General features: G+C 40.4%; 34 protein-coding genes and 2 tRNA genes. 9 read left to right on the top strand and 27 right to left on the bottom strand.

The window, feature by feature from the left end:
* Positions 1-272: 272 nt before the first annotated feature.
* Complete coding sequence (locus tag H6759_02765; GenBank protein USN52955.1) at positions 273-644, top strand: DUF1801 domain-containing protein; 372 nt, start codon at positions 273-275, stop codon at positions 642-644.
* Between the two features lie 75 nt (positions 645-719).
* Here the strand turns inward: H6759_02765 and H6759_02760 are convergent, their stop codons facing one another.
* The 16 genes from H6759_02760 to H6759_02685 form a co-directional block, all read right to left on the bottom strand.
* On the bottom strand, positions 720-1,202 hold the full coding sequence (locus H6759_02760; GenBank protein USN52954.1) for a hypothetical protein: 483 nt from the start codon (positions 1,200-1,202) through the stop codon (positions 720-722).
* Positions 1,203-1,723: 521 nt separating this feature from the next.
* Positions 1,724-2,032, bottom strand: a complete 309-nt coding sequence (locus H6759_02755) for a hypothetical protein (protein ID USN52953.1) — start codon at positions 2,030-2,032, stop codon at positions 1,724-1,726.
* Between the two features lie 114 nt (positions 2,033-2,146).
* Positions 2,147-2,440: a hypothetical protein gene (locus H6759_02750; GenBank protein ID USN52952.1), complete on the bottom strand. Its 294-nt coding sequence runs from the start codon at positions 2,438-2,440 to the stop codon at positions 2,147-2,149.
* A complete protein-coding gene (locus H6759_02745; GenBank protein USN52951.1) occupies positions 2,437-2,817 on the bottom strand; it encodes a hypothetical protein in 381 nt (126 codons plus the stop codon). Before H6759_02745 ends, H6759_02750 begins: the two co-directional genes overlap by 4 nt.
* Positions 2,818-3,256: 439 nt before the next feature.
* Positions 3,257-4,237: a hypothetical protein gene (locus H6759_02740; GenBank protein ID USN52950.1), complete on the bottom strand. Its 981-nt coding sequence runs from the start codon at positions 4,235-4,237 to the stop codon at positions 3,257-3,259.
* Positions 4,238-4,743: 506 nt separating this feature from the next.
* Positions 4,744-5,001, bottom strand: coding sequence for a phytanoyl-CoA dioxygenase family protein (locus H6759_02735; GenBank protein ID USN52949.1), 258 nt, complete (start codon positions 4,999-5,001; stop codon positions 4,744-4,746).
* Positions 4,968-5,513: a hypothetical protein gene (locus H6759_02730; GenBank protein ID USN52948.1), complete on the bottom strand. Its 546-nt coding sequence runs from the start codon at positions 5,511-5,513 to the stop codon at positions 4,968-4,970. Before H6759_02730 ends, H6759_02735 begins: the two co-directional genes overlap by 34 nt.
* 134 nt (positions 5,514-5,647) lie before the next feature.
* The gene (locus H6759_02725; protein USN52947.1) at positions 5,648-5,947 is read right to left on the bottom strand and encodes a hypothetical protein; all 300 of its coding nucleotides are present in this window, start codon (positions 5,945-5,947) and stop codon (positions 5,648-5,650) included.
* On the bottom strand, positions 5,931-6,725 hold the full coding sequence (tyrS, locus tag H6759_02720; GenBank protein ID USN52946.1) for a tyrosine--tRNA ligase: 795 nt from the start codon (positions 6,723-6,725) through the stop codon (positions 5,931-5,933). Before tyrS ends, H6759_02725 begins: the two co-directional genes overlap by 17 nt.
* A 2-nt stretch (positions 6,726-6,727) precedes the next feature.
* The gene (locus H6759_02715) at positions 6,728-6,847 is read right to left on the bottom strand and encodes a helix-turn-helix transcriptional regulator (protein ID USN52945.1); all 120 of its coding nucleotides are present in this window, start codon (positions 6,845-6,847) and stop codon (positions 6,728-6,730) included.
* Between the two features lie 267 nt (positions 6,848-7,114).
* Positions 7,115-7,205, bottom strand: a tRNA-OTHER gene (locus H6759_02710).
* Positions 7,206-7,287: 82 nt separating this feature from the next.
* Positions 7,288-7,461, bottom strand: a complete 174-nt coding sequence (locus tag H6759_02705) for a peptidoglycan-binding protein (GenBank protein USN52944.1) — start codon at positions 7,459-7,461, stop codon at positions 7,288-7,290.
* 132 nt (positions 7,462-7,593) lie between these two features.
* On the bottom strand, positions 7,594-7,875 hold the full coding sequence (locus H6759_02700) for a hypothetical protein (protein ID USN52943.1): 282 nt from the start codon (positions 7,873-7,875) through the stop codon (positions 7,594-7,596).
* An 8-nt stretch (positions 7,876-7,883) separates the two neighbouring features.
* On the bottom strand, positions 7,884-8,555 hold the full coding sequence (locus H6759_02695) for a hypothetical protein (GenBank protein ID USN52942.1): 672 nt from the start codon (positions 8,553-8,555) through the stop codon (positions 7,884-7,886).
* A gap of 40 nt (positions 8,556-8,595) precedes the next feature.
* Positions 8,596-8,883, bottom strand: coding sequence for a hypothetical protein (locus H6759_02690; protein USN52941.1), 288 nt, complete (start codon positions 8,881-8,883; stop codon positions 8,596-8,598).
* Positions 8,884-8,885: 2 nt separating this feature from the next.
* On the bottom strand, positions 8,886-9,845 hold the full coding sequence (locus H6759_02685) for a hypothetical protein (protein USN52940.1): 960 nt from the start codon (positions 9,843-9,845) through the stop codon (positions 8,886-8,888).
* 331 nt (positions 9,846-10,176) lie between these two features.
* On the opposite strand from H6759_02685, the gene H6759_02680 reads away from it, so the two are divergent.
* The 4 genes from H6759_02680 (at position 10,177) to H6759_02665 (ending at position 11,345) form a co-directional block, all read left to right on the top strand.
* The gene (locus H6759_02680) at positions 10,177-10,341 is read left to right on the top strand and encodes a hypothetical protein (GenBank protein USN52939.1); all 165 of its coding nucleotides are present in this window, start codon (positions 10,177-10,179) and stop codon (positions 10,339-10,341) included.
* Positions 10,342-10,459: 118 nt separating this feature from the next.
* A tRNA-Ser gene (locus H6759_02675) sits at positions 10,460-10,550 on the top strand.
* A 92-nt stretch (positions 10,551-10,642) separates the two neighbouring features.
* On the top strand, positions 10,643-11,047 hold the full coding sequence (locus tag H6759_02670; protein USN52938.1) for a hypothetical protein: 405 nt from the start codon (positions 10,643-10,645) through the stop codon (positions 11,045-11,047).
* Positions 11,048-11,102: 55 nt separating this feature from the next.
* Entirely contained in the window at positions 11,103-11,345 is a 243-nt protein-coding gene (locus H6759_02665) for a hypothetical protein (protein ID USN52937.1), read from the top strand.
* A 69-nt stretch (positions 11,346-11,414) separates the two neighbouring features.
* Here the strand turns inward: H6759_02665 and H6759_02660 are convergent, their stop codons facing one another.
* A complete protein-coding gene (locus H6759_02660) occupies positions 11,415-12,236 on the bottom strand; it encodes a hypothetical protein (GenBank protein ID USN53035.1) in 822 nt (273 codons plus the stop codon).
* Positions 12,214-12,540 carry a hypothetical protein gene (locus H6759_02655; protein USN52936.1) on the bottom strand — a complete coding sequence of 109 codons (327 nt, stop codon included), beginning with the start codon at positions 12,538-12,540 and terminating at the stop codon, positions 12,214-12,216. Before H6759_02655 ends, H6759_02660 begins: the two co-directional genes overlap by 23 nt.
* 108 nt (positions 12,541-12,648) lie before the next feature.
* On the opposite strand from H6759_02655, the gene H6759_02650 reads away from it, so the two are divergent.
* Positions 12,649-13,272, top strand: a complete 624-nt coding sequence (locus H6759_02650; GenBank protein USN52935.1) for a class I SAM-dependent methyltransferase — start codon at positions 12,649-12,651, stop codon at positions 13,270-13,272.
* A 28-nt stretch (positions 13,273-13,300) separates the two neighbouring features.
* On the opposite strand, the gene H6759_02645 is transcribed toward H6759_02650, so the two are convergent.
* From H6759_02645 to H6759_02615, 7 genes are all read right to left on the bottom strand, one after another.
* Positions 13,301-14,293 carry a M23 family metallopeptidase gene (locus tag H6759_02645; GenBank protein ID USN52934.1) on the bottom strand — a complete coding sequence of 331 codons (993 nt, stop codon included), beginning with the start codon at positions 14,291-14,293 and terminating at the stop codon, positions 13,301-13,303.
* Positions 14,294-14,325: 32 nt separating this feature from the next.
* Positions 14,326-15,249, bottom strand: coding sequence for a hypothetical protein (locus H6759_02640; protein ID USN52933.1), 924 nt, complete (start codon positions 15,247-15,249; stop codon positions 14,326-14,328).
* Positions 15,250-15,356: 107 nt separating this feature from the next.
* Complete coding sequence (locus H6759_02635) at positions 15,357-15,557, bottom strand: hypothetical protein (GenBank protein USN52932.1); 201 nt, start codon at positions 15,555-15,557, stop codon at positions 15,357-15,359.
* Between the two features lie 140 nt (positions 15,558-15,697).
* Entirely contained in the window at positions 15,698-15,922 is a 225-nt protein-coding gene (locus H6759_02630; protein ID USN52931.1) for a hypothetical protein, read from the bottom strand.
* A 32-nt stretch (positions 15,923-15,954) separates the two neighbouring features.
* The gene (locus H6759_02625; protein USN52930.1) at positions 15,955-16,698 is read right to left on the bottom strand and encodes a hypothetical protein; all 744 of its coding nucleotides are present in this window, start codon (positions 16,696-16,698) and stop codon (positions 15,955-15,957) included.
* 68 nt (positions 16,699-16,766) lie between these two features.
* Positions 16,767-17,468 (bottom strand): hypothetical protein, encoded by a 702-nt coding sequence (locus H6759_02620; GenBank protein ID USN52929.1) that lies wholly within the window; start codon positions 17,466-17,468, stop codon positions 16,767-16,769.
* Positions 17,469-17,578: 110 nt separating this feature from the next.
* Positions 17,579-18,778, bottom strand: a complete 1,200-nt coding sequence (locus H6759_02615) for a peptidoglycan-binding protein (GenBank protein USN52928.1) — start codon at positions 18,776-18,778, stop codon at positions 17,579-17,581.
* A 43-nt stretch (positions 18,779-18,821) separates the two neighbouring features.
* On the opposite strand from H6759_02615, the gene H6759_02610 reads away from it, so the two are divergent.
* Entirely contained in the window at positions 18,822-18,968 is a 147-nt protein-coding gene (locus tag H6759_02610; GenBank protein USN52927.1) for a hypothetical protein, read from the top strand.
* Here the strand turns inward: H6759_02610 and H6759_02605 are convergent.
* The gene (locus tag H6759_02605; protein ID USN52926.1) at positions 18,948-21,059 is read right to left on the bottom strand and encodes a hypothetical protein; all 2,112 of its coding nucleotides are present in this window, start codon (positions 21,057-21,059) and stop codon (positions 18,948-18,950) included. The genes H6759_02610 and H6759_02605 overlap by 21 nt on opposite strands.
* Before the next feature lie 94 nt (positions 21,060-21,153).
* On the opposite strand from H6759_02605, the gene H6759_02600 reads away from it, so the two are divergent.
* Positions 21,154-21,669: a hypothetical protein gene (locus H6759_02600; protein USN52925.1), complete on the top strand. Its 516-nt coding sequence runs from the start codon at positions 21,154-21,156 to the stop codon at positions 21,667-21,669.
* 61 nt (positions 21,670-21,730) lie between these two features.
* On the opposite strand, the gene H6759_02595 is transcribed toward H6759_02600, so the two are convergent.
* On the bottom strand, positions 21,731-22,150 hold the full coding sequence (locus H6759_02595; protein ID USN52924.1) for a hypothetical protein: 420 nt from the start codon (positions 22,148-22,150) through the stop codon (positions 21,731-21,733).
* 106 nt (positions 22,151-22,256) lie between these two features.
* Between H6759_02595 and H6759_02590 the strand changes: the two genes are divergently transcribed.
* On the top strand, positions 22,257-22,679 hold the full coding sequence (locus tag H6759_02590; protein USN52923.1) for an EamA family transporter: 423 nt from the start codon (positions 22,257-22,259) through the stop codon (positions 22,677-22,679).
* Position 22,680 lies beyond the last annotated feature (1 nt).

The raw sequence follows: 22,680 nt of genomic DNA, 5'->3' as shown, positions 1-22,680 counted from the left end.
GAGTACGAATGATCTACAAAAAGAACAACGACAAGCCTACCGCCTTTTTGCTGGCTCGATCGCCAAGAAAATCGTAAATTTGCAAATATAGATTATAGTAAAAAGTTTGTAAATTATAAAGAAAGCTCTTCACAGATGTTCAAGTTCACCAACAAATGGATTAAGCACGCGCTCTAGGTCTATAGGTTTTATAGAAAATAACGCCTTAATAAGGCGTTATTTTCTATAAAAATATTTGATTCTACGCAACAAAGCGCCTATCCTATATCTATATGGCCATCCCAAAACCAACAACGGTCACCGAATTTATCAACGCTGCTCCAAAAGAAACGCGCGCAAAGATGCGTGAATTGCGTGCCATCATCCGCAAAACAGCACCAGACGCCGTCGAAGGGCTTAAATGGAGCATGCCATCCTATTCATACCGAACCATCTTGCTGAACTTTGGGCCGGCTAAGACACATATCGGTATTTACCCGGGCGCTGAACTCATCAAAACATTCGCCAAAGAACTCACAAACTACAAAACAAGCGCGGGCACCATTCAGTTTCCGCTCGATAAGCCGTTGCCGAAAATGTTGATTAAGAAGATTGTGAAGTATCGCATGAAGCAGGTGAAGGATGGGAAAGTTTGGAAGGGGTAAGTAAAACGACCCGGGAGGGTCGTTCAAAGTGAAGGTAATTAAACGGCGCACGACTCTCGGGTCGTGCGCCAATGGCTAGCTGGACTGTACGCGACGCGCATAAATCCAGAAGAAGGTGAAAACGTGGTAGTTGCCCGGAAGCATGATAGTGAACTGACGCTTGTTTTCGGCGTATGGTCCATAGACCAGATCTGGCGGAAAACCTTCGCAATAGACACCATGGACGGCTTTCTTTGGATCGAAGAGCTCCATGAAGTCAGCGTCGAAGTCTCGAGGCGAGTTCACGGACACCTTCCAATCGTTGAAGTTATGCCGCATTACGAACACGGTGCCGTCTTCGAGCTCCATACGAATGACCGGTAGGCGTACGGACTTAGACGTGTGGTCGGCGATCACGGTCAAGTAATCTTGAAGAGTCAGATACTCCTCGTAAGACTTGGTGACGAGACGAGCGATTCTGTCTTGAATGAAATCGATTTGCTCGGTGTATCCCGCCGCGTAGTACAGTTCTTTGTTTGGTACATTGGCCTCAGCCCAGTCTTTGAGTAGTGCGCTCATCTGTTAGTCTCCCTCGATTGGTAGCGAATGTGCAAAGCATTGAACGTGAACCGTTCATATCAGAGCTTCGTAGACAAAACACATTCTGTCAATATCATTTATATGTTTTAACAAAAGAAAATACCATCGTTTAAACGATGGTATTTTATGGCGGTGTGTATTGGACAAAGTTCGAATGTATTTCGGGCAAAATCCGCAGGATTTTGACGAATAAAACTTGCGCCTCGGCCGCGCTCGACAAGCTTGCGCGGGGCAAAACCAAAAATTTCCTATCATTTTTTTTGCGGCTCCCGTCGGCGCGAGGCGCTCCCGTCTCCGCGTTCTTTGGTAGTCCTAGCGTCCGCTCACACTTCGCAATCACCTCGCATTGGCCGTTCGCTTCGCTCACAATGCCTGCTCGGTGTTGCTCCGTGTTCGCTCGACGTACTTGCTAATATTAATATTATTTTATTATTAAAAATCTATCGTTATGATGGAAATCGTATAAAAACCAGTAATAATTTAATGTCCACTTATTACCTTTAAAAAGACAGATAAGGGCACAAAATATGTCCAGTTACTGACTTCCAGAGCGTGTTTGGGAAAATAATATTGTGTTTTTTCCAATTCTCAGGAATACTTTTCTGTTCATTCAAAAGTTGCTCTGCTAGATTTTGATTTCCATACGCAGCAACATTTTTTGCTCTATTGAGCATCATGTCCCAAGTGGCATATTCCTCTGAGTAGGTTACAAATGGATAAAGTGAGAATTTGTCGATATTTAGTCTATCCTGGTCTTTATCATTCATCATATTCCACCCAAGATTTAATAATGTGTTGCTTTGATTCATATTTGTGTAATTATAATATATCAAATAAAGTTTTTCTCTCTTCGCGATCAAATATCAAACCGCCCTTTAGGATTTCTTCTAATGTCTGGTAATCGTTTATTGTGTGAAAATTTATCAGTCCTGTAATTTTTGAATTTGTTCATGTGTAATAAATTTATCTTTCTCTAACCGTTTCCTTATTTGTGTCCCAAACGGTGTTTTTAAAAGTTGTCTATTTAAAAATTTATTGCAAGAAATTTGATATATTAATTCCTCATTCAGTGAAAGTATTTTTTCAACTTTACCCATCAGCTCATTTGAAACCATCTTGATGATTTTTATTCTCCTTTTTACATCCATCTCGGTAAACGAACGGACTAGCATTGCATCGTGTATATTTTTCTGAAAATTACTTGGTTGATATTTCAAATCAAAAGACTTTTTAAGCTTCCACTTATAGTGAGGAACAAATTTTTATTGATAATAAAAAGTAGATCAATAAGACTCTCTATCCCATTATTAATAATCTGGTGTGAAAGCTCAATCTCGCCCCTTTTTAATTGCTTTTCAGGATTTATAAGACAGGAAGGAGGTATTTTGATGTATTGCGTCATCAACTTTTGCTCATATTCTGGTCTTGTAATCCGCAACTTATTTTGCAAAAAGTTCGATAACATCTTCTCTTTTTCGTAAAGAACGAGGCCGTTACTGTACGCATCTTTTTTCGCATCATCCCAATAAGCAGACTTCTCTTTTTTAAAATTTTGTTGATGAACATTGAAATGAATTCTTTGACTATCGTGCATGAAGATATTAAATTCAAATTCTGGGAGCCAATCTGGTTGATTTCGCTTTTTCCACTTATGAAAAGTGATATGTCAACGTCAGATAATTCATCGAAATGCTGCTTTTTACCCAATCCTCCGAGCAATATTATGCCCACCAAACCATCTTGCGTTTTTATTTCTTTTACAAAAGTTCTTATAGCCCTATCGACATTTCTTTTATACTCAGGAGTAATCATAAATTCATTTTGGAAACACTATTCCTTCGCCAGAATTTTTTTTTTTTGTTTCATTAATATTATTTTGCATATTTCCATCAAACTTCTGTTTTGTATCGTGTAACTGTGTCAATGCTACTTCCAATTTTTTTTCTCATTTATCTCAACTGACATTGGATACAATTTAAGCGCAGGAATATCAATACCATCAATAGAATGCGAGTAATTAGAGACATAACCAATTACCGGAGAATTCTCTCCTTTTGAGAAGATATATATTCAAATAACTCGTAACAATAATCTCTGATTTCTGATATTCCCTCCTCTGAATCATTCTCTAGATTACTATATAAACCAGAATAAAAATTCGGTTTTGGAAATAAGACTACGGGAAACCCTAAGCCGTGCGGATTTATAATTTCAAAACTTTTTCTATCAATGTTATGTTCGATGTAATCATGAGCTTCCATCATTTTTGCGATATATTGCCTAAACCCATCAATCCCAATTTCTTGCAGAGAAATATAGGCGGAAATTATCCCATCGCCACTTCTACTATGCTCAATTGTGAAGTGCTGAAGGAAGTTATCGCCATATTTTTTTTGAGAATTGTCTTGCAATACATTGGAATTCAATGACAGCAATTCTTTATTTGACTTGCAAAGATACATACTTGATATATAAGACGCGAAAGCGTTTTTGTGAAAATCGATACCAATCGAATCTGCAAGCTTTAATTCGATTAGCCTTGTGTTCATTTTTTTGAATTTTTGCGAGGGCCCCGTGTTTAATATTGAGATCATTTTTGAAAAATCATATCCATTAAACATTAACCATAACCATCCGATAACCGTATCTACATGAACAAACGGTTTATAACTTAGATTAAATTTTTGCGTTACATTTTCAATGTAACTAACAACTTCTTTTATAGGATCAACCGTATTATTCAGTGAATTACCTCCAGATAATATGACGCATACTATCTTTTTATTTTGCTTGAGTAGTCTCTCAGCTGTTTCTTGGAACGTCTTAAAATCAATCAGTCCTTCATTGTCTACTGGTATACGTATACACGCCTTCTTCCCCAAACCAAGAAGATTACAAATGTATTCTATTGAATAGTGGTTTGACTCAGACGTAAGGACAACCATATCCTTGTCAATACCATTGATAGTATTATTAGGATCACACCTATTAATTCCTAACTTAATCGCGTACATTAATGTCCCTTTCCTCCAAAGGTAAAAACACCCTTATAATCACTTGAATACCCGACCAGATTTGCGATTTGGTTTGAAACAGAATTTTCCATATCGATAAAATGGCCGCTCACATAGTCCCAAATACAATTTGGATTGTAGAGGTTGGTCAGTGTTTTTGCTGCAACCCCATCGATTAATGATGGAGAAGTAATATTATGTAATACCCTCGGATTGTTCCAGTGAATTATATCTTTAAATGCAGGTATTATTTCTCTTAGAACATCATTTGATTTTTTCCCAATTTCAGGGACTTCATTAGAAAAATTGGTTTTGATCGATTCGTTGTGAAAAACAGCACTACTTTTTGAAAAAAAAGTTTTATCTAATCCATCAAAAGAAAAATAATTGAGTTGATGAGTTTTTTAAATCGCCATCTTTTTGACCGACAAATAGTTTTTGATAGTTTTTAAAATATCTGTCCATAAATTATTTATCAAGAATTTCATCTACTCCCTCCATTATCGTTATTTGATCTTGGGGGCATAATAATGCGCCTGTGGCTTAAGTGTTCCCAAATCACCAAGGAGGCGTCGTTGTCTTTTGATGCAGGTATTTAGAAGATTATCTGGTGCAACGTGATAATCATATGGACGAAGAAACATTTGATTATATCCATAGATTAAGCTCTTTCTATCTTTGTTAGATATGTTTTTGGTTGCTCCATGCCAAAGCGCATTCGTAAAAATTGCTACATCACCAGCCTTGGCAAGTAATTGACGCATATTCTTCGTTTTTGATATCTATCTTTATCATAAACCGGGAAAGGTATTTTGTGGCTACCAGGTTTATAAATAAAATTTCCTGAAAATTTCAAATCTACATCGGTAAGAAAATACTGGATTTTTATTTGCAAAGGCTTACCTTTGGCGTCGATATAGACGCTTTGCATTGATTGCCCGCCGTCTGTATGGACAAACCCCTCAAAATCATTCTTTGCCGGTCTAATAAGAGCATGCGACATGCAAAGTTGAATACACGGTCCCATTATTTCAAGTATATATGGGAAGCTGTACTCACAATCAATCAAATCCTTGAAAATGGGATGGTCGGCTACTATAAATTTTCTATCAAGCCCAACTTGAAAAGGCTTATCTGAGTCAATAACTTCATATTTCTTGTGCAAAACATCTATCTCTTTTAATAGTTCAGCGACATATTCCTTTGGTAAAATCCCCTGTAAATGCAGGTAACCATTCCTGTCCCAAAAGCTTTTCTGTTTTTTCGTTAACAACATACGTTAGCTTGTTATCTTAATAAAATATCTTTTTCCTTTTGCAAAATGAATTCTTTATTTTTGGCAAACTAAGTTCACTGATAACCTTAATCCCGTCAATTCTTATTGATCCAGAATCAATTGATCTCCTCGCATCACTTTTTACTACTTGCAAGCCCTGTGAATACCAACACGTCGATCAAATCAGAGGTATCATCAGTCAGCTTATAAGACCGCATTTCGTTAGGTAGCTCCTTTTTCTGAAAGATTCCTATAAAGTTATTTTCAGCAGATTTAGCCGCCTTATCACCATGATAAATTTTTGTTATTTCAAATGCCAAACGCATTTTAGAATCTCGCGGATTATCAGTTTTGAGAATTTCGTCAATTTCTTTTAGGTCCAACCAAGTACAATCAGTAAATAACTGCCTCATGTTTTCATCGGGTTGAGACATGAGTGATCCATACATTTATATTTGCATCAAAATCAAGGAATACACCGGTACCCATTGATTTTGACATCATTTTTTCTCCAGTTTTTGGATTTTCAAGCAATGTTGTTATTAACACAAACTTCTCTTTGTTTTTGATTTTCTTTAACAGTGTGCGCCCTGCGAGTGCATTGAATTTTTGGTCTCTGCCGCACATTTCAACATCAACATCTATTGCAACAGAATCATAGCCCTGCATAAGTGGATAAAGCATTTCATGCAAATATAAAGGCTTATTACTTTGCATGCGTACTTGAAACATATCTCGCTCGATCATTCGCTGAACTGTAAAATTTGACGCGAGATTTATAACATCTTCAAAGGATAGTTTGGAAAGCCAGTCATTATTAAAAAGTATCCGTACAGGATTTTCTTTGTTATCAACATCAATGACTGGTCGGACTTGGTCAATCCATGTCTTAACATTTTCTATGACTTGCTCACGCGTAAGTTGCTTTCGTGCCGTTTCGTTTTTGTCCGTTGGATCCCCAATTCGTGCAGTAAAATCTCCAACAAGAAAGATAACTTCGTGCCCTAATCTACGTAGTTTTTCCAAAACCATATAATTTGTAGCATGTCCGATATGGAGCGATGTTCCTGTTGCGTCTGTCCCCGTGTAAATACGGAGTCTTTTGCCGGATTTCAATTCGTTACGTAAACCATCTTTGGTAGGCAGAATCTCAGCGATTGAACGCGTTAGAATTTCCTCGATCTTTTCGTTGTTAGTATCAATATTTTTCATAATTATTTTTGTATTAAATCATCAACTCTGACTTCTAATGCCTTTGCGATTTTAGACAAGGTGTCGATTGTAGGATTTTGATTTACTCCATTTTCTATCTTAACAATCGTATTGAGAGACAAATCAGCGAGCCTTGCGACCTTTTCGAGGGATAGCCATTCTCGGCTCGGATCTTTTTAGATTAATTGCAATGCTCATATTGTATAATATTGTATATAAAGTAAAATATAAAGTTTTAATGTTATATATTTAAATAATAACAAATACATGAATAAATGTAAATTGAAGCGGCAGCAGCAAAACCAAAAATTTCCTATCATTAATACAATCGAACTACGTCCAATACACTCCGCCATAGAAAAACACCGTCAATTGACGGTGTTTTTCTATGGCGGAGAGAGAGGGATTCGAACCCTCGCGGGGCTTTGAGGCCCCCTACAGGATAGCAATCCTGCCCTTCAGCCTCTTGGGTATCTCTCCTTAGGCTAAAAAGCCTCGCTAGAATACCCAACAATTCACGTTTGAGCAAGAAATCGCTATTTATTGATAAAACCTCGGGTTATTATTTAAAATACCCAATAGCAGGCTGAATATTATTTTGTTCTTGATAACGGATAAGAGCATTACGAGTTGCGGCACCAAACTTTTGTGTTTCTTGTCCTGGTGATCCTGGGCCCGTTGTGACAAGTATGAACCCTTGTGAGTTTAAGTATTTTTTGTAGCTCTTGTACGTCATCGCCCGTTGAGAGTGTTTTTAAGTCACGTGTAAAAATATAGGAGGTGGACTTTGTTGGCTGAGGCTTAGTCTCTGGAGCAACGACCTCTACGAAAGATTTGTTATAAGGCTGGAGTGTTAGCTCGATGCGATTTACGTACACATGGACAAACGTTGCCTGAATATCGGGGTGCCATCACCATCAAGATCAATATTTTCAGTATCCCCTATGGCTAGAGTAAGCTCATCGGACAATCCTTTAAACTGTACACGAATATGATTTCTATAGAGATCTGCGTATTTGAGTGTAACGCTTGAGGGGATTAACTTGTTAGTTGTTTTTGAAGGAGCCGTAAACGTTGCGGTTGAATGGATAAAGAACAAAGTGTTTACACCTGTATTTTCAATAAAACCTATATCACGAGCGCTATTCATCGCGATCGTCACTTCTCTCTCTCTCTGCCAATGCTTGGTGGAGGGGTAAATAGACCTAGTCCACCGTAACTCTGTTGTGGAGGAAGGATAATTGGTGAAAATTGAGCAGTGTATGTGTGGTCGCTTGTGACATTGCTGTCGTTTCTTGCGTTAATTAAATTCGCGTCACTCCACGAATCAAATTGAAATCCTAACTGAGGTGTAGCAATAACTTGCGTTGTGGCGTCACCATAGTTAATTGTTTGATGTGATGTACCCGTGATACTACCTCCGACACCAGCAAGATATTGAACCGTATATTGGTAGGTTTTAACCTCACCGATGAGTGAGAGATCATTACCCGCTAACCGTCCGATAGCGAATGTTCCAGGTCCTCCGGTTGCTCCCCAGGCGTAGAGTCTGAAAGTTGTTCCTGTTGTGTTTTGCAACGCAGGTATCGATGAAAGATCGACCGCTGGCATCTGTAGACCGTTATTTTCTATACCTGCATATGTTTCAGGTACTCCAATTGGAATGCCGGCTGTTGCAAAATAGTCATTACTGTATTGCCACTGATACACATTTGGTCCAGTACCACTACGTCGAAGACTAAATTCAATACGATCAAGGTTTGCATACCAACCGGTATTTGAATTGAGTGAAAACTCAATATATTCATCATTGGCGATAGCGTCTGCCATCGTATGCCCCGCATCAAAGCCCGTCGCAGAGTAAGCATCACTAAGAGCTGATGCAACTATCCCCGCCCCTCTCGAGAACTCTGATATTTGGAGGTGTGTGTCGATAGTAGTTGCAATAGAGAGTAATCTCGTTACCGCTTTTGCCTAGTTGCTCAAAAGCTAATACGTTATTAGGGCTCACAAAACCCGTAAAGACAAGATCATCACCTGACAGTCGAGCAAGGGCAAAAGTACCTGCTCCAGTCGTAGCTCCCCAAGCGTAGAGCCTAAAGGTAACATCTTTTGCTTTTTGTAGCTCTGGCACAACGTTTAAGTTGACTGCAGGCATCGTTAGTCCATTTGTTTCTGTTCCAACGTATGATCCTTCTGCGCCAATATCAACTCCAGGGTAGCAAACCCGTCAAGGCTATATTGCCACTGGTATGCATTTGGTCCTGTGCTACTTCGTCTGATGTTGAAGAGTATCTCGCTAAAAGAAGCACGATAATTATCTTTTGCCTCAAGTGTAATTTGTAGATAATCACCCTGATTGATAGCGTCGGTTTTTGTGCCAGCTATCGTATAAGCGTTAGAGGAGAACCCGTCATTGAGAGCAGAGCCACCAATACCTGGCCCTCGGTCTAAAAGAGCGATGTTAAGATCTGTGGATAGGGTCGTTGCCGCTAAAGATGGTTCATCCCCATCGAGACCTTGTGGCTCGAACGAAGCCAGCGCTCCAGACCCTAGCGTACCAACAAAAGCCAAATCATCACCAATCTGTCGTCCGATAGCGAATGTTCCAGGTCCTCCGGTTGCTCCCCAAGCATAGAGCCGAAAGGTGATCGTATGGCCTACAGGGATTTTTTGAAGATCTGCTTCTGTCGTTAAATCAATAGGCGTCATAGAAGCGCCGTTCGTCGCTGTATCTGTATATGATCCTTCTGCGCCAATATCAACTCCAGGGGTAGCAAACCCGTCAAGGCTATATTGCCACTGGTATGCATTTGGTCCTGTGCTACTTCGTCTGATGTTGAAAGTTATTTGATCCAAAGAAAGACTCAGGCCATTTTTCGATTGCAGTGAGACTTCATAATATTCATTGTTTGTTAAAGCATCTGATTTGGTACCTCCGATAACAAAGTTATTGGCAGAAAAAGCATTACTGAGATTTGTTGCGGTAATGCCTGAACCTCGCGTAACAGTAGCCGTTTCTAAATCTACGTCATTAACAGTAGCGTTAACCGCCACTTCATTCCCGGTGTTACCGGACATCTCAAAGCCAGCAATCGTGACAGGTGCAGCATAGGTCATCGATGGGAGAAATACATTGCAAAGTAGGGCAAGCAACAAAATTCTGTATACTTTTTTTCAATAAAGGCATAGATGCCGGAATAATAGCATAATAACACTATGAATGCTATAACGCTGGTTCAATAATATGTTTACCGCTAACCTCAAATCGGAGGTTAGCGGTATGATCACAAGGATGGCATTTTAGCGTCATTTGCCGATAGTCGTGCTCACGAAGCTCGTGTGCTAAGTCAAGAAGAGTTTAGAAGCAAAATATTCAAACGTATTCGAAGCCAAGCTAGATACCACCGGACAAAAGCTAGATTGGCCTGCTCGAAGCAACCAAAGCGAGATGATCGTACAGCAGCTAGCATATTTCTATGAGCTACTTGATGGTGTTATGGCAAATGAAGCGATTGATCCAGCTCAGGTATACAATAGAATGCGTGCAGAACAAGCAAAATGGGGTGAGTATAGACTTCGGTTATCCCTCGCATCAAAATATTCGGTGAAGTAAAACTGAAAGCGCACAAGCGGCATGTTAGGACGCTATTTTGTTATAAGAAGTCAGGGATTAGAGTCAGCTTGTCCTTTTTAGTCGTTTTGCGTATTATGCTCGCACGATCACACCAAATGGAGAGGTGGCAGAGTGGTCGAATGCAACGGACTTGAAATCCGTCGTACGGCTTTAACCGTACCGAGGGTTCGAATCCTCCTTCTCCGCCATACATAAAACCGCCCATTCGGGCGGTTTTATGTAATCATCAAGATTATTTCATCGTTTATTGTAGACTATGGTATTATCTGCTCATTGCACTATGAAACTCAATAAAAAACTCTCTCGTCCGGCAACAAATGCAAGCCTTCTAAAGGCAACGATGTTTGTTATCTTGTTCGCCCTTGGAATGACGCTCTTGGGATACGTGTACCTAGATAGACGACTGAACGCATCAGAAGATTCTATGAGTGTGATGATAAATCAAATTCAGCCAGCGTCAGAAGTCGTAGAACCAGCGATCCAACCTAAGACGTCTAACAACTATCCACAAACACCCGAAGAGCTTTCATGTGATGAGCTTTCAAGTGTACCTCTAGCCTATGCTTTTACCTTCATAGGTTATGAGCCGATAGGTGCTGTGACACTTAATGGGAAGATCGTTAAAAAGACTATTAGGGAGCCCTGGGGCCCAGAAGATGCGACGGTGGATAAGATTTTTTTATGAAGTTACAACACCTACAACAGATAATCAGCAATTGTTTGTTGACCATTACAAACGAATGGCAGAAGAAGGCAACACAATCAATTTAGTTGAAAACCAAAAACTCCTTTTTGGGCTAGGTAGTAATAAGGGTGGCACAGAATTTGTGACAACTGCTGATGTAGAGCCAGAAGATTGGAAGAAGATCATCTCTTATGCTAATACTGGTAAAACTATGCAACTTAGTCTGACCATCTCAACTCATCGGGTTAGTGAAGTTGGTTCAGATTTCATAATCGCTTGCCGTGTCGCAACAGAATAGCTAAACCTAATAAATAGTTTTGTTCGTATCATAAAACCGCCCGAATGGGCGGTTTTATGATACGTGTAATTAAAGCTCTTTCCTAACGCGTAGGACTCTTTCTAGTTTTGCGTCTATATCACTTTCTTTTAATCGTCCGTCTTTTACAGCGTCTTCAATGCCGGTTACGAGCGCTTCAATATCGATTTGGCTATTCTTACTGCCGTGATTATTTACAAAGAGTAAAAGATCATTGCCTGCATCTAAAGCATCGATGGCGTTTTTGATTGGGTCAGCATAGGTCGGGTCGTCTGATTCTTGAAGCATAATCATATCGTCTGTGATGGATAGCCCTTTATAGCCAAATTCCTCTGTAAGGATGCGATGCCACTCTTTAGATAATGTCGCAGGTTTATCATCAACGCTGGTGTAAATAAGATGACTAAACATCACGAGATCAGCGTCTGCCCCCTCTTTAAATGGGATAGCAGAGCCTTTGAGCCACGCTTCTTTTGAAATATCCGTTTGCGGGATAGAAAAGTGTGAGTTTTCCGCTGTTTCGCCATGACCTGGGAAATGTTTGATGGTGCTAAGCGTTTTGCCTTTTGATCCTTCAACGGCCGCCTTGATACGATCACCAGCAATAGTAGGATTGCCACTAAATACCCGTGGGTAGATAAACGAATCTTGGTCACTCGTAATATCTGCCACAATGCCAAAGTTCACGTTGATACCTCCTTGTTGCAAAAGATTACTGCGTTGCGCGAATGCTTCTGTTGTCGAAGCGACGGGTGATTTACCTAATGCCGTAGCGCAAAGATAGTCGTCTTGCTTTAAGCGTTTTACCGTACAACCTTCTTGATCCGATGCAATGAGATACGGAAAGTCATTAGAAGTATTTTTTTTGGATATCCTCCGTTAGAGTACGAAGTTCAGAGATGCTATTTGGAATATTATCCCCCATCAAAATAAGACCAGCGGGTTTATAGGTTTTTACGTAAGTTGAAAGAGTGACTCCGTTTTTACCAGAAACGTGCAATACAAGAAGTTGAGAGATCTTTTCTTTTAAGCTCATCGTGTTGATGACGGATGTAATTGGACCAATATCGGGCGGAGAAATGATAATAGCTGGCGCCTTTACCGTAGTGGTAAACATCCAGCCTGCGGTAACGGCCAGAAAGACAGATAGTACAATCAAAACAACACGGTAATTCATACAGTGATAGTACTCTAATCACTTGATGCTGCTAATAGGAGAACAAATAATAAAGTAGTATCTCTATGGTAATTACTCCCGTTTCTGCTATGCTGTTTACATAAACAAATGAAGTCACTCACCATAGATACCTACAATGCCTTTGCGCATGTATATGATGATGAAACGGCAGGATTCTGGCGTGACTTTCCTACCTCATTTATTGATGAGTTCGCCAGTCGGGTTGATGGTGATGTGCTCAATATTGGCTGTGGTCCTGGCCGTGACGGGCTATTACTTGAAGAAAGAAATCTAAAGGTAACCCATATCGATGCTTCAGAAGCCATGGTCAAGATGGCGAATGAAAATGGGTTAAAAGCGAGTCTTGGTGACATGTTAAATCTTCAGTTTCGTGCAGGGCGTTTTGCAGGCATTTGGTCTTATACAACCATGCTTCACCTTCCAAAATCACAAATCGGCCTTGCCTTCGGCGAGGCCGCTCGCGTATTAAAACCGGGTGGATGGTTTGCCCTTGGGATGCAAGAAGGCGAAGGAGAATCCTACAAAGAAAGTTCAGAAATGCATGCGCCTCGTTGGTTTGCGCTCTACTCACGTGAAGAGCTTACCGCTCTACTAAAAGAGCAAGGCTTTACCGTTCACAGCATTACGAGCATGAAGCCAAAATCTAAAACGTATTTACACATTTTGTGTCAAAAGAGAAAAATCCCTTATAAAAGAGAGATTTTTCTTTAGTTTAACGGTTCTCCTATTTTGTAGCTACTTAAAAGGCGTCATTGAGATCATCAATCTTTTTTGCCCAGTCTGCGCCATACATTGAGGTTGCCATTGCTTCTGAGGTTACCCAGCGAAGTACGCCGTTCTTTTCTACATGGTATACATTTGCCATCGACGTAATTTTTACCATGCGTGAGCCTGGCTTATAGGTAACAAGTCCGCCAATTGGCACTGCTGCGAGTTTATCGGCAGAAATCGTGACAACAGAAGAAAAATCTTTGTACCAAGAAAAGTACACTTTATCGTTTGGAAACGCGTAACGCTTACCATCAGCTCCGCAATAGTACACGGCAGAGTTAGAAGCTGTCTTTATTAATGATCCGGATAGACAGTTATTTGAAAAGATATTTATCAAGTTACGATCCGTGTTAATCCCATCATCGGTTGTCCCCACAGGTAAAGGAGATGTAGGTTCCGACGGTGCCACGAGGTCTACAGAGCCTCCTTTTGCCGCAATGAGGCTCTCATATGGGTTTATAGGCGTTCCATTTGGTTGATGAATCTCAAAATGCAAATGTGATGTAACGCCTTCTGCGTTGCCACTATCCCCCATCCAACCTACAAGTTGACCCTTTGTAACCGTGCTGCCTTTCTTGAGTCCTGGTGCATAGGCATTTTCTGGGCCTCCCTTGCCGTCATTTGTGCCGGGAGTGTCATTGTTTATATGGATATAGTGATAGGTCCAACCTTCTGCGTCTTTTATGACGATTTGATAGCCCCAAGAAGCTTCAGGAATCACGATATAGCTCACTACTCCGTCTACAGCTGCATATAACGGCGTCATTTTTGGTCCGATAAGATCAATGCCAATATGTGAATGCCCTGCTCGAGGCGCGCTATAATCATCTTTAAACGTAACTGCGCTAGCAACTGTTGGAAAGACAATAGCTCTTTTTGTTGCTGTGTCCTCTGCGGCTTTGCTTGATACTGGCAAAATCAATGCTAAGCAAAGCGCTGGTAGAAGAATAGAATATTTCATCTATACAGCCTACCATAAATCGCCTTCTTTGATTACTTACACTGATACAACGAAGGCTTCACCATGACACTCTTGTAGCCTTCAATACCCATCTCACCGCTAGGGTGTCTTGGTGAGACATCAAGACGTTCTACATCAACAAAAGAGGTAAGTTCTTCGCCAATGGCATAGTTTGTATAGAATGTTTCATCAATATCTGTCACTTGCTTTGCCCAATCAGCTCCAAAGAGTGTCTTTGCAGTCTCTTCGTCCACAATACGTCTTAAGACACGACCAGGTTGAACCACATAGACCATAGGATTATTTGGAAACTTCACTAATCGAAGACCAGGACGATAGGTAATAGCTGATCCAAGCGGATATGCGGCCATGTCCTGAGGAGTAACGGTCTTTACTTGAGAATAATTGCAGTACCAAGACATAAAGACGCTCTCATTTGGGAAAGGGTGACGTTTGTTATCTGCTCCAATGTAATAAATAGCTGTGTCTTGTTGTGTAAGTGGATCAGTGTCATCAAAGAGCTTAATGAGATAATGCACTTTTGGAGAAGTGATCACTTCCGTAGATCGAATAGAATCCATAGGAGGAAATAGCTCTTCTTGAGGGAGTAAAGCATCAGGACTGCCAGATGTAACTGGTATGCCTCCACCTCCAAGTGAGACACTAGGCGGGACAACAACAACGGTTGCCATCATAAGTTCGACGGTACCTTGTTCTGTAAATGCAACCTCGATACTGGTTGTCGCATTCTGACCAAGACGATCAGCTGTTAGTGTGTAGGGATTATATCCTCCGGCGGTAGCTTCGATAGAGCTTGAATCTAAGATATATGCCAAGGTATCAACAATACTCGTATAACCATTTACGTCAGAAACTTCAGTGGTATCTTCAAGGCCATTATCAGAGACTTTGTGGACCGTTACACCAGCAAGATCAGCACCAAGGCTATCTACCACGTGAATATCAGTGTCATAGCGGACGGTAACGGTACCGGTATTAGAAACCGTGGAGCTAGCCCGTTGAAAATCTGAGTTATAGAGAAGATTATTGCCCGTGCCTTTGCTTACAAGGTCATAAGTACCGTTATTGAGACTGAAGTCTGAAGTAAGAACCTCGTTACTGTCTGAACTACCAAAAATGCGATACCGTAGTCATTATCTTCAAAGAAGATATTCTCAAAGGTACTATTTGTTACATTGGTTAGTCTTAGCGCTGCATCACCACTATCCGTTATAGATTGATGAATCTCAGGAGGTGATGTCATTCCGGCTTTCAATGTAACGCCAGCCGTAACTAATGCTGTTGGATTATAGTCATATCCACCAGAGCCATTAACAATAAAAAGGTTTGGGATCAGTACCTCTATAGGGGGTCCGCCACATATCGTAAGTGCTGTGCTTGTTGTTAAAAAAAAGAAATATAAGAGCCTCCAAATTTTACAAGTGCGCCGTTAATGTTATTTATCCCATCGCCAACAGAAATAGCATCTCCATCATTTTCAATCGCTCCTACTAAGCAGCCTGGGCTATCATCTGTAAGCACAACACTATTTAGGGGCATGCCCGCTGCGTCAGAGTCATCATAGTCATTGCCGTTATAATGAAAAATTGTTTTTGTCGTCGTAAGCATGCTTGCAGTATCAACAGTTGAGTTGATGATCTTTAAGTCTCTAAGCTGAAGTTGATCGCCCCAGTAATTGCAATCCCAGTTTTTGCCGACTGTGCATCAATAATCGTATTGGGACCGGTGCCGCGTATACTCACATTACTTGGAATATTTGTAAGTGAAAATTGCGGATATGTGCCTTCTGCAATGAGGACAGAGTCGCCGCTTTTTGTAACGTGGTCGATGGTAGAAGTAAATTGCGAAACACAAGTAACATAATCTACGACGCAATCATCATCGATGGTATAGGTGGTTATGCGAGCTCCTCCGTCAACAGCACCAATATACGATGGCGCGCCTGAATCTAAAATAAGACTCATGGGAGCAGGTGTATAGTCATCAGCAGTATCAATGTTTTCTAAACGAAAAAATGGATTTACATTAACGAGATCGGTGGGATACGCTGTCAATGGACCAGCTGCATAGACAAGGTCAATAACATTATAAAAAACATTGTATTGACTTACAAAGTTTACATTATCAAACGTATCCACACCTGAGCCTGAATAAATTCCTGCTTGTAGGATAGATCCTGACCCAGAACAGATATTATGCGAAAGGGTCACTTGATCGGATGGGTTAACGTCAAAATATTTGTCTATTCTGAAGCAGGCATTATATGTAGGAGAATTATCGCCTCTCTGAATTATCGTATTGTGCTCTACAAGGGCGTTTAATTGGTTTTCTGTAAGTATATTTATAGCCGTAGCTCCGCCTGCACCCATGTCATCAGGGAGCATGGTGTCAAAGATATTATGAGTCAATACAAGGCCTCCTAAGTCAAAATAACGCACATCTGTTGTGCCATTTACAGGGATTTGGTTACGTAAAAATAATTATTTGTCGTGGTAACATCAAATCCGCCAAAAAAATCAATAAATAGATGATTTTCGTTATTAGGATCTGTAAAGTTATTACCGTTGATTGTCACGTCATTAGAATTGTAGATAGGATCTGTAGAAGTAGCAGATCCATCATAAGGCACGATACTAATATAAGTGCTATGTACACATCCCAGACTTAAGTCACTTGAGTATCGGCAAGCGAAATCATTATTATCGATAGTGCCAAAATCAGCATTATACATGCGAACATGACTAGGATTTTCATTGTTTGTGATTTCGTAATTCGTTACGTCGAAAAGATGGAATTCTGATCTAAAAGGTAGCTCAAAGGTATTATTTTTCCAATAAACATCACTCACTGATTCTGCACGAAGAATAACGCCGTCAAAATGACAAGCATTAATAGTGGTTTGATTATTACTACGCAATATAAGTGATCCTTCGCCATCGCCTAAAGTGATATTAGGGTCACAAGTTACATAGGTATCTTCTGGCAATGTTATATCACCAAAGTTTTCATCATCATGGAGAAAAAAGTAACCAGCATCAATCAAAATACCGTCAGGACCAGGAGCGTCTGCAGTTACAGCATCATAAAGCGTTGTAAAGTCACAACCAACGGTACAAACGGTGCTTGTCGCTGCATGCGTTGTAGGTACGAGCACAAATAGCCCGAATAGAATGACAAACGATGTCAAAATAGATCGCAATGACGACAGTATATTGGTCTAAAGTATACATTGTAAAATGAGATCATACCAGAGAAAAAAACGCCCTAGCGAAGGGCGTTTAGTTCTTTGTTTATCGCTGCACGTGTGAGTGGGCCAAGGATACCCGTCGTTTGAATATTTTTTGAAGCTTGATAGTTTTTTAATGCCTGTTCTGTTAAAGGGCCAAAGTTGCCTGTAACGCGACCTTCTTCGTAAATAGCTTTGCCTTTATAGGCTAGGAACTCCTGTAAGTAGCGGATATCCGTTGATGCGAGTGATTCGGTAGATAGTTCTTTATTAAACGTAAAGTCTTTTGGAATACTAGCAAACGGCCATGAAGCAGCTGTTATTACCTCATTGTTTTGGCTTGATGTTGGGCTAGAGCAGCTCATGCTTGACGCTGGAGATGCGATATCGACATATCCTTCTATATTCATTTCACCGCTTGGGTAAGCTGGTGTTAAATCAAGGCTTGTTTTATCTGTTGTCGTGTCAATTTCTTCTCCGAAGGTATAATCATTGTAAAACGTGTCAGGTATATCAGAGATGAGGCTTGCCCAATTTGATCCAAATAATTTGAGTGCTGTTGCTTCGTCTTTAATAGGATGCAATACACTCCCCTGTTGGACTACATAAACACGAGGATTTGTTGGAAATTTTACAAGGCGTAGACCTGGTCTATAAGTGATGTTTTTGCCAAGTTGATAGCCAGCGAGCTGCTTAGCATCAATTATTTTTACCTTCGAGAAGTCGCAATACCAAGAGAAGTAAATGCCTGATTGAGGAAATGCATGTCTCTTAAAATCCGCTCCGATATAGTAAACGGTGCTATCTTCTTGTGTATTGATATTGCCATCATTTGGTAGTTTTACTAATGAATGTACCGCAATACTTGTGTAATCGTTATTGGTCATTCCTGTTGATTGTCCGGAGGTATTTTGTGGGTATAAGTAAGGTAAGCCACCATATTGTGTTGTTGGACTTGCGGATGGCGCCTGCATGATAAGTTGAAAAACATCTACGCTATCAAGCAGCACGGATGTTGATGTTGCTTGATAGGTGCTTGTAGCATCGGCAGAGATGGTAAAGTTATTATAACCGCCGTTTGTAAGAGCGATGGAGCTTGTCGTGAGGAGATAAGCAATGCTGTCAACAGCAGCCGTTGAACCTGCAGCGTCAGTGAGTGATGTGACATTGGTAAGACCATTTGCAGATACAAAGTGGACGGCGACATTTTCTAATGGATTTAACAATGAGTCGACCACTTGAACGGTAGAGTTATATCTTACTTGTACGATTCCATCTTCTATGTCAGATGATGTACGTGTAAAGCTCGAATCAAGTAAATCGTTGGTTCCGACGGTATTACTAACAATGTCTTTTGAGTTATTAGAAGAAAGCGTAGCGTTATTTATCAGGTTATTATCTGCGCCATTAATAAAAAGTAATACCTAGATCATTATTATCAATAATAAGATTATTAAAGGTATTCCCCGTTGATTGGTTGACACGGAGACCTGCAACAAACCCACGAGTAACCGTAGTATTGACGGCTGGCGGCGATGTCATACCGGCTTTAAGTGTAATCCCCTGCCCAACGAGGTTTGTTGGATTGTAAGTATAAGTACCATCGCCATTTGCAATAAACATATCTTCGATAAAATGGGTAAATGGGACAACACCACCACAGAGGTTGGTCTGTGCATCAACCAAAGAATCAGCGATAAAATCATGGAACAATACCGTAACGTATGAGCCTCCTACATCCGCCAACCCAGCATTAATATTACTCGTCCCATCTGCTGAGATAATTGTATTATCCGCTAAAATAACTTCGGCATTACATAGGGCATCTGGGATAAAATATACGGCATTTGTCGGGCCACCAAATATCTCAGAGTCATCATAGTCGTTGCCGCCTAAAGACAGCAAAGGAAGTGTTGTTCCGATGGTAGTAACCGTCGTGTCCGTAGAGTTTACAAGACGTATTTGTTCAAAAGTAGAATCATGGACATCTATTAAAGATAAACCACTACGAAAATTTTGACCTCCATCAAAGACGGTACTGGAACCAGCTCCGGTAATGGAGATATTTGATAATGGACCCTGTAGTTGTACGCCTGGATAGTTACCTGCGCTGACATTAACGTTATCACCATTTCGTAAAGAATGTGTGAGTATGGCGCTCGTATTTGAATGACAAACAAGATAATCAACAACACAGTCATCATCAATAGTGTATGCTGATATGCGACTAGCGCTATAGGCACCAATATCTAGCGCACCATTCACGTCTAGATAATTACTCATTGGAGCTAACTCAAAATCGTCATTTATTGATAGGTTTTCAGTCTTAAATAATGGATCAACCTCTACTAAGTTATTAGTATTTAGAGATGTGATTATACCTTCTTGATCATTAATTAGCTGAGGAACATTGAAAAAGCCATTGTGTTCTTCTGTTAAGGTGATCGCTGAACTAGCCAATGAGTAATTAAAAGCTATGCCGGTATAAGCTGTTGCTTCTGGTGTTTTATTGTAGCAAATATTGTATCGGTATGTGATGTCGATATTTTGTATGCCAGCACCCGCTCCGCTATCGAATACACCTAAACAGGTACCATTAATATTAAGCTCAGGATCATCGGTATAAAACGTATTATGTTCAGCCACAATCGTTACATCCGCTTCGTTTACACGAATATTTAAGCCCCATACCCCATTGTTACCACCTGGTGGTTTGTGTGGAAAATAAAAAATATTACCAGCTAAGTAGTAAGTGCCTATTTCAGCAGTAAGCATGACGATAAAGTTATCATCCGTCTGTATGGACTGAAGTGTATTACTTGTATAAGAAATATTTAAACCAGAACCGAACTGTACAAAATCACCGCCAGTAGTATAATTGTGGTTTGTAATGACATTGTTATTAATAACAATGTCATTAGGAACATCTGCAGGATCGGTATAATCAAAAGGACCTCCACCTGCCGTACCAAGGTAGATACAATTTGAACCAAACCAGCATTCAAAAGTATTGTCCTTAATTAGGCCGTCATCAGCATTTTGAATTTGAATGTGTTGGATGCGAGTATTGTCTGTAATAGTAAAGCCTGAAGTAAACGTAAGCGTTATTTGCATCGAAGTACCTGTAGAAAAGGTATTATTTAACCATGAGACGTCTGTTTTTCCGGATGCATCAAAAGAAGTATTTTCAAATAGACAATTCTGAAAGGTGTTATTAGAGCCTACATTAAAAAAATTTGAAGCTGAAGCATCATCGCCAAAGGTGACACCCGGATCGCATTCAATGATTGTATCATCAGGTAAGCTAAAAAAGTTTGACTCAGGCGGAAACAGATAGTTGTATCCAGTAGAGAGCCGGTAAGTGTCTTGACCAGGCGTATCAAAGCTTATTGCATCGTTTAGCGTTGTATAGTCACAGCCAACATCACAAATCGTATACGTAGCAGCATATGATGGCGAAGCAAGAAAGAAAATTCCTGCAATAAGAACGCTCAAAAAACCTCCAATTTTTAATGTCATATGCATATTTTAGCATAATTACTTAAGACTTGATACAAATAGCTTGTGGATAACCAAAATAAATAGACCTTGGTAATAGGAGTATACTCAAGGCATGAACAAAAAAATGTACCTGCTAGCTATCCTTGGCTGTAGCTTAGTCGCCCTTGGTTTTGGGTATGTCACCGGCTATTCATTTGGCTTTGATGCAGGAATCGCGCAAAAGATTCAAACAACAGATGTTTATCCAGGCGAAATACGTAATTTTGAAGACTGTGTTCTTGCTGGAAACGCTGTAATGGAGTCGTATCCAAGGCAATGCCGTGACGAAGCTACCGGCGAGCTTTACATTGAAACAGTCGACGTACCTCCAATAGCCAAACCGCCTATGAAAGAGGTCGTGTCCCCTACCTCAACAATGCCAGTACTCGGAAAATGCGTCATTGGAGGCTGTAGCGGTCAATTATGTGGTGAAGAAAGCGAAATGAAAGATCTCGTAACAACCTGTGAATTTCGCGAAGAATACGCTTGTTATAAATATTCTCAATGCGAAAGACAGCAATCTGGTTCTTGTGGCTGGACACAAACGAAAGAGTTAATGAGCTGTCTTGCTAAACCTCCAGCGCTGTAACAAAGCATTGAGAAATGAAAAAGGACTCGAGAGAGTCCTTTAAGTTAGGTCTGATTGCTAATTACTCGCCGCAAAGCAGCTTGATCAGCTTAGGAGTTGGTCCATGGTACCCATTTGATTGATACAAAGGGTAATCAGCGATGAGGTAGTCCCCGTCTTCGTCTGCATAGGCTGCAGAAGTTAGGATATCCTCATCTTGATCATCATCAAGGTCACCATCCTTGATACAGAACCACCTACCATGGATCTTCGCGTCATTTACGAAGCCTTCAACGGCTCGCACGACCTGGTCTGGCAGACCTTCGGGCAAGCGATCGATTGAGGCTTTGTTGGGTGTGAGATGACGAATGGGTTCTAGCGACCATCGCAATGACAATGGTTCATAGAGTCGATATGGCAGACATCGTGCTTGATCGGCGCTTAGCTTGATATCCAGCGGATGAATCTTGTCTGACTTGAAAATAAGACCTTCTTTACCCATCGTTACCTCCTACGCAAAAGAGCGTTTTTTCAAACTATCAATATTTAGATATAAGGTCAACTCACCTACCATTAATCTTTAGCGTATATGCTATTATCTGTGCCATATGCCAACATGGATTATCTTTGCCATACTCTCTGCATTTTTTGCGAGTCTTGTGGCAATTTTTGGAAAAATCGGCGTTCAGTCTGTTGATTCTACGCTAGCTACAACAGTACGTTCAATCATTATGGCACTCTTTTTGAGTGTTGTTGCGATAAGTTTAGGTAAGGTAAATCTACTAGGCACCATAGATAGACGTGCGCTTCTCTATATTGTGCTATCTGGTATAGCCGGGGCTTTGTCATGGGTTGCCTACTTTTATGCACTCAAGCATGGACCTGCAACAGCAGTAGCTGCACTAGATCGTACAAGCGTTATATTTGTCTTGATATTCTCCGTTCTCTTTTTAAACGAGCACTTTACCTGGCAAACAGGTTTAGGGGCGTTATTTGTTGCGATTGGTGCAATGTTAATGGTGATAAAATAAG

The organism is Candidatus Nomurabacteria bacterium (assembly GCA_023898425.1).
Lineage (GTDB): Bacteria > Patescibacteriota > Patescibacteriia > 2-12-FULL-60-25 > 2-12-FULL-60-25 > HK-STAS-PATE-2.
This window is presented reverse-complemented; position numbering and strand designations above follow the sequence as displayed.

Coding starts and splice junctions, on each gene's coding strand:
- H6759_02695 (USN52942.1), bottom strand. CDS start 8,555: ATGGCAGACGCTATCGCCAATGATGAATATATTGAGTTTTCACTCAAT.
- H6759_02590 (USN52923.1), top strand. CDS start 22,257: ATGCCAACATGGATTATCTTTGCCATACTCTCTGCATTTTTTGCGAGT.
- H6759_02740 (USN52950.1), bottom strand. CDS start 4,237: ATGTACGCGATTAAGTTAGGAATTAATAGGTGTGATCCTAATAATACT.
- H6759_02700 (USN52943.1), bottom strand. CDS start 7,875: ATGAATAGCGCTCGTGATATAGGTTTTATTGAAAATACAGGTGTAAAC.
- H6759_02665 (USN52937.1), top strand. CDS start 11,103: ATGGCAGAAGAAGGCAACACAATCAATTTAGTTGAAAACCAAAAACTC.
- H6759_02605 (USN52926.1), bottom strand. CDS start 21,059: ATGACATTAAAAATTGGAGGTTTTTTGAGCGTTCTTATTGCAGGAATT.
- H6759_02735 (USN52949.1), bottom strand. CDS start 5,001: ATGCGTCAATTACTTGCCAAGGCTGGTGATGTAGCAATTTTTACGAAT.
- H6759_02595 (USN52924.1), bottom strand. CDS start 22,150: ATGGGTAAAGAAGGTCTTATTTTCAAGTCAGACAAGATTCATCCGCTG.
- H6759_02635 (USN52932.1), bottom strand. CDS start 15,557: ATGACATCACCTCCTGAGATTCATCAATCTATAACGGATAGTGGTGAT.
- H6759_02760 (USN52954.1), bottom strand. CDS start 1,202: ATGAGCGCACTACTCAAAGACTGGGCTGAGGCCAATGTACCAAACAAA.
- H6759_02745 (USN52951.1), bottom strand. CDS start 2,817: ATGCACGATAGTCAAAGAATTCATTTCAATGTTCATCAACAAAATTTT.
- H6759_02610 (USN52927.1), top strand. CDS start 18,822: ATGTCAGATGATGTACGTGTAAAGCTCGAATCAAGTAAATCGTTGGTT.
- H6759_02730 (USN52948.1), bottom strand. CDS start 5,513: ATGTTGTTAACGAAAAAACAGAAAAGCTTTTGGGACAGGAATGGTTAC.
- H6759_02685 (USN52940.1), bottom strand. CDS start 9,845: ATGACCTATGCTGCACCTGTCACGATTGCTGGCTTTGAGATGTCCGGT.
- H6759_02725 (USN52947.1), bottom strand. CDS start 5,947: ATGTCTCAACCCGATGAAAACATGAGGCAGTTATTTACTGATTGTACT.
- H6759_02600 (USN52925.1), top strand. CDS start 21,154: ATGAACAAAAAAATGTACCTGCTAGCTATCCTTGGCTGTAGCTTAGTC.
- H6759_02645 (USN52934.1), bottom strand. CDS start 14,293: ATGAAATATTCTATTCTTCTACCAGCGCTTTGCTTAGCATTGATTTTG.
- H6759_02680 (USN52939.1), top strand. CDS start 10,177: ATGATCGTACAGCAGCTAGCATATTTCTATGAGCTACTTGATGGTGTT.
- H6759_02670 (USN52938.1), top strand. CDS start 10,643: ATGAAACTCAATAAAAAACTCTCTCGTCCGGCAACAAATGCAAGCCTT.
- H6759_02630 (USN52931.1), bottom strand. CDS start 15,922: ATGCTTACGACGACAAAAACAATTTTTCATTATAACGGCAATGACTAT.
- H6759_02655 (USN52936.1), bottom strand. CDS start 12,540: ATGAATTACCGTGTTGTTTTGATTGTACTATCTGTCTTTCTGGCCGTT.
- H6759_02755 (USN52953.1), bottom strand. CDS start 2,032: ATGAATCAAAGCAACACATTATTAAATCTTGGGTGGAATATGATGAAT.
- tyrS (USN52946.1), bottom strand. CDS start 6,725: ATGAAAAATATTGATACTAACAACGAAAAGATCGAGGAAATTCTAACG.
- H6759_02690 (USN52941.1), bottom strand. CDS start 8,883: ATGCCTGCAGTCAACTTAAACGTTGTGCCAGAGCTACAAAAAGCAAAA.
- H6759_02625 (USN52930.1), bottom strand. CDS start 16,698: ATGCTCCCTGATGACATGGGTGCAGGCGGAGCTACGGCTATAAATATA.
- H6759_02765 (USN52955.1), top strand. CDS start 273: ATGGCCATCCCAAAACCAACAACGGTCACCGAATTTATCAACGCTGCT.
- H6759_02650 (USN52935.1), top strand. CDS start 12,649: ATGAAGTCACTCACCATAGATACCTACAATGCCTTTGCGCATGTATAT.
- H6759_02705 (USN52944.1), bottom strand. CDS start 7,461: ATGACGTACAAGAGCTACAAAAAATACTTAAACTCACAAGGGTTCATA.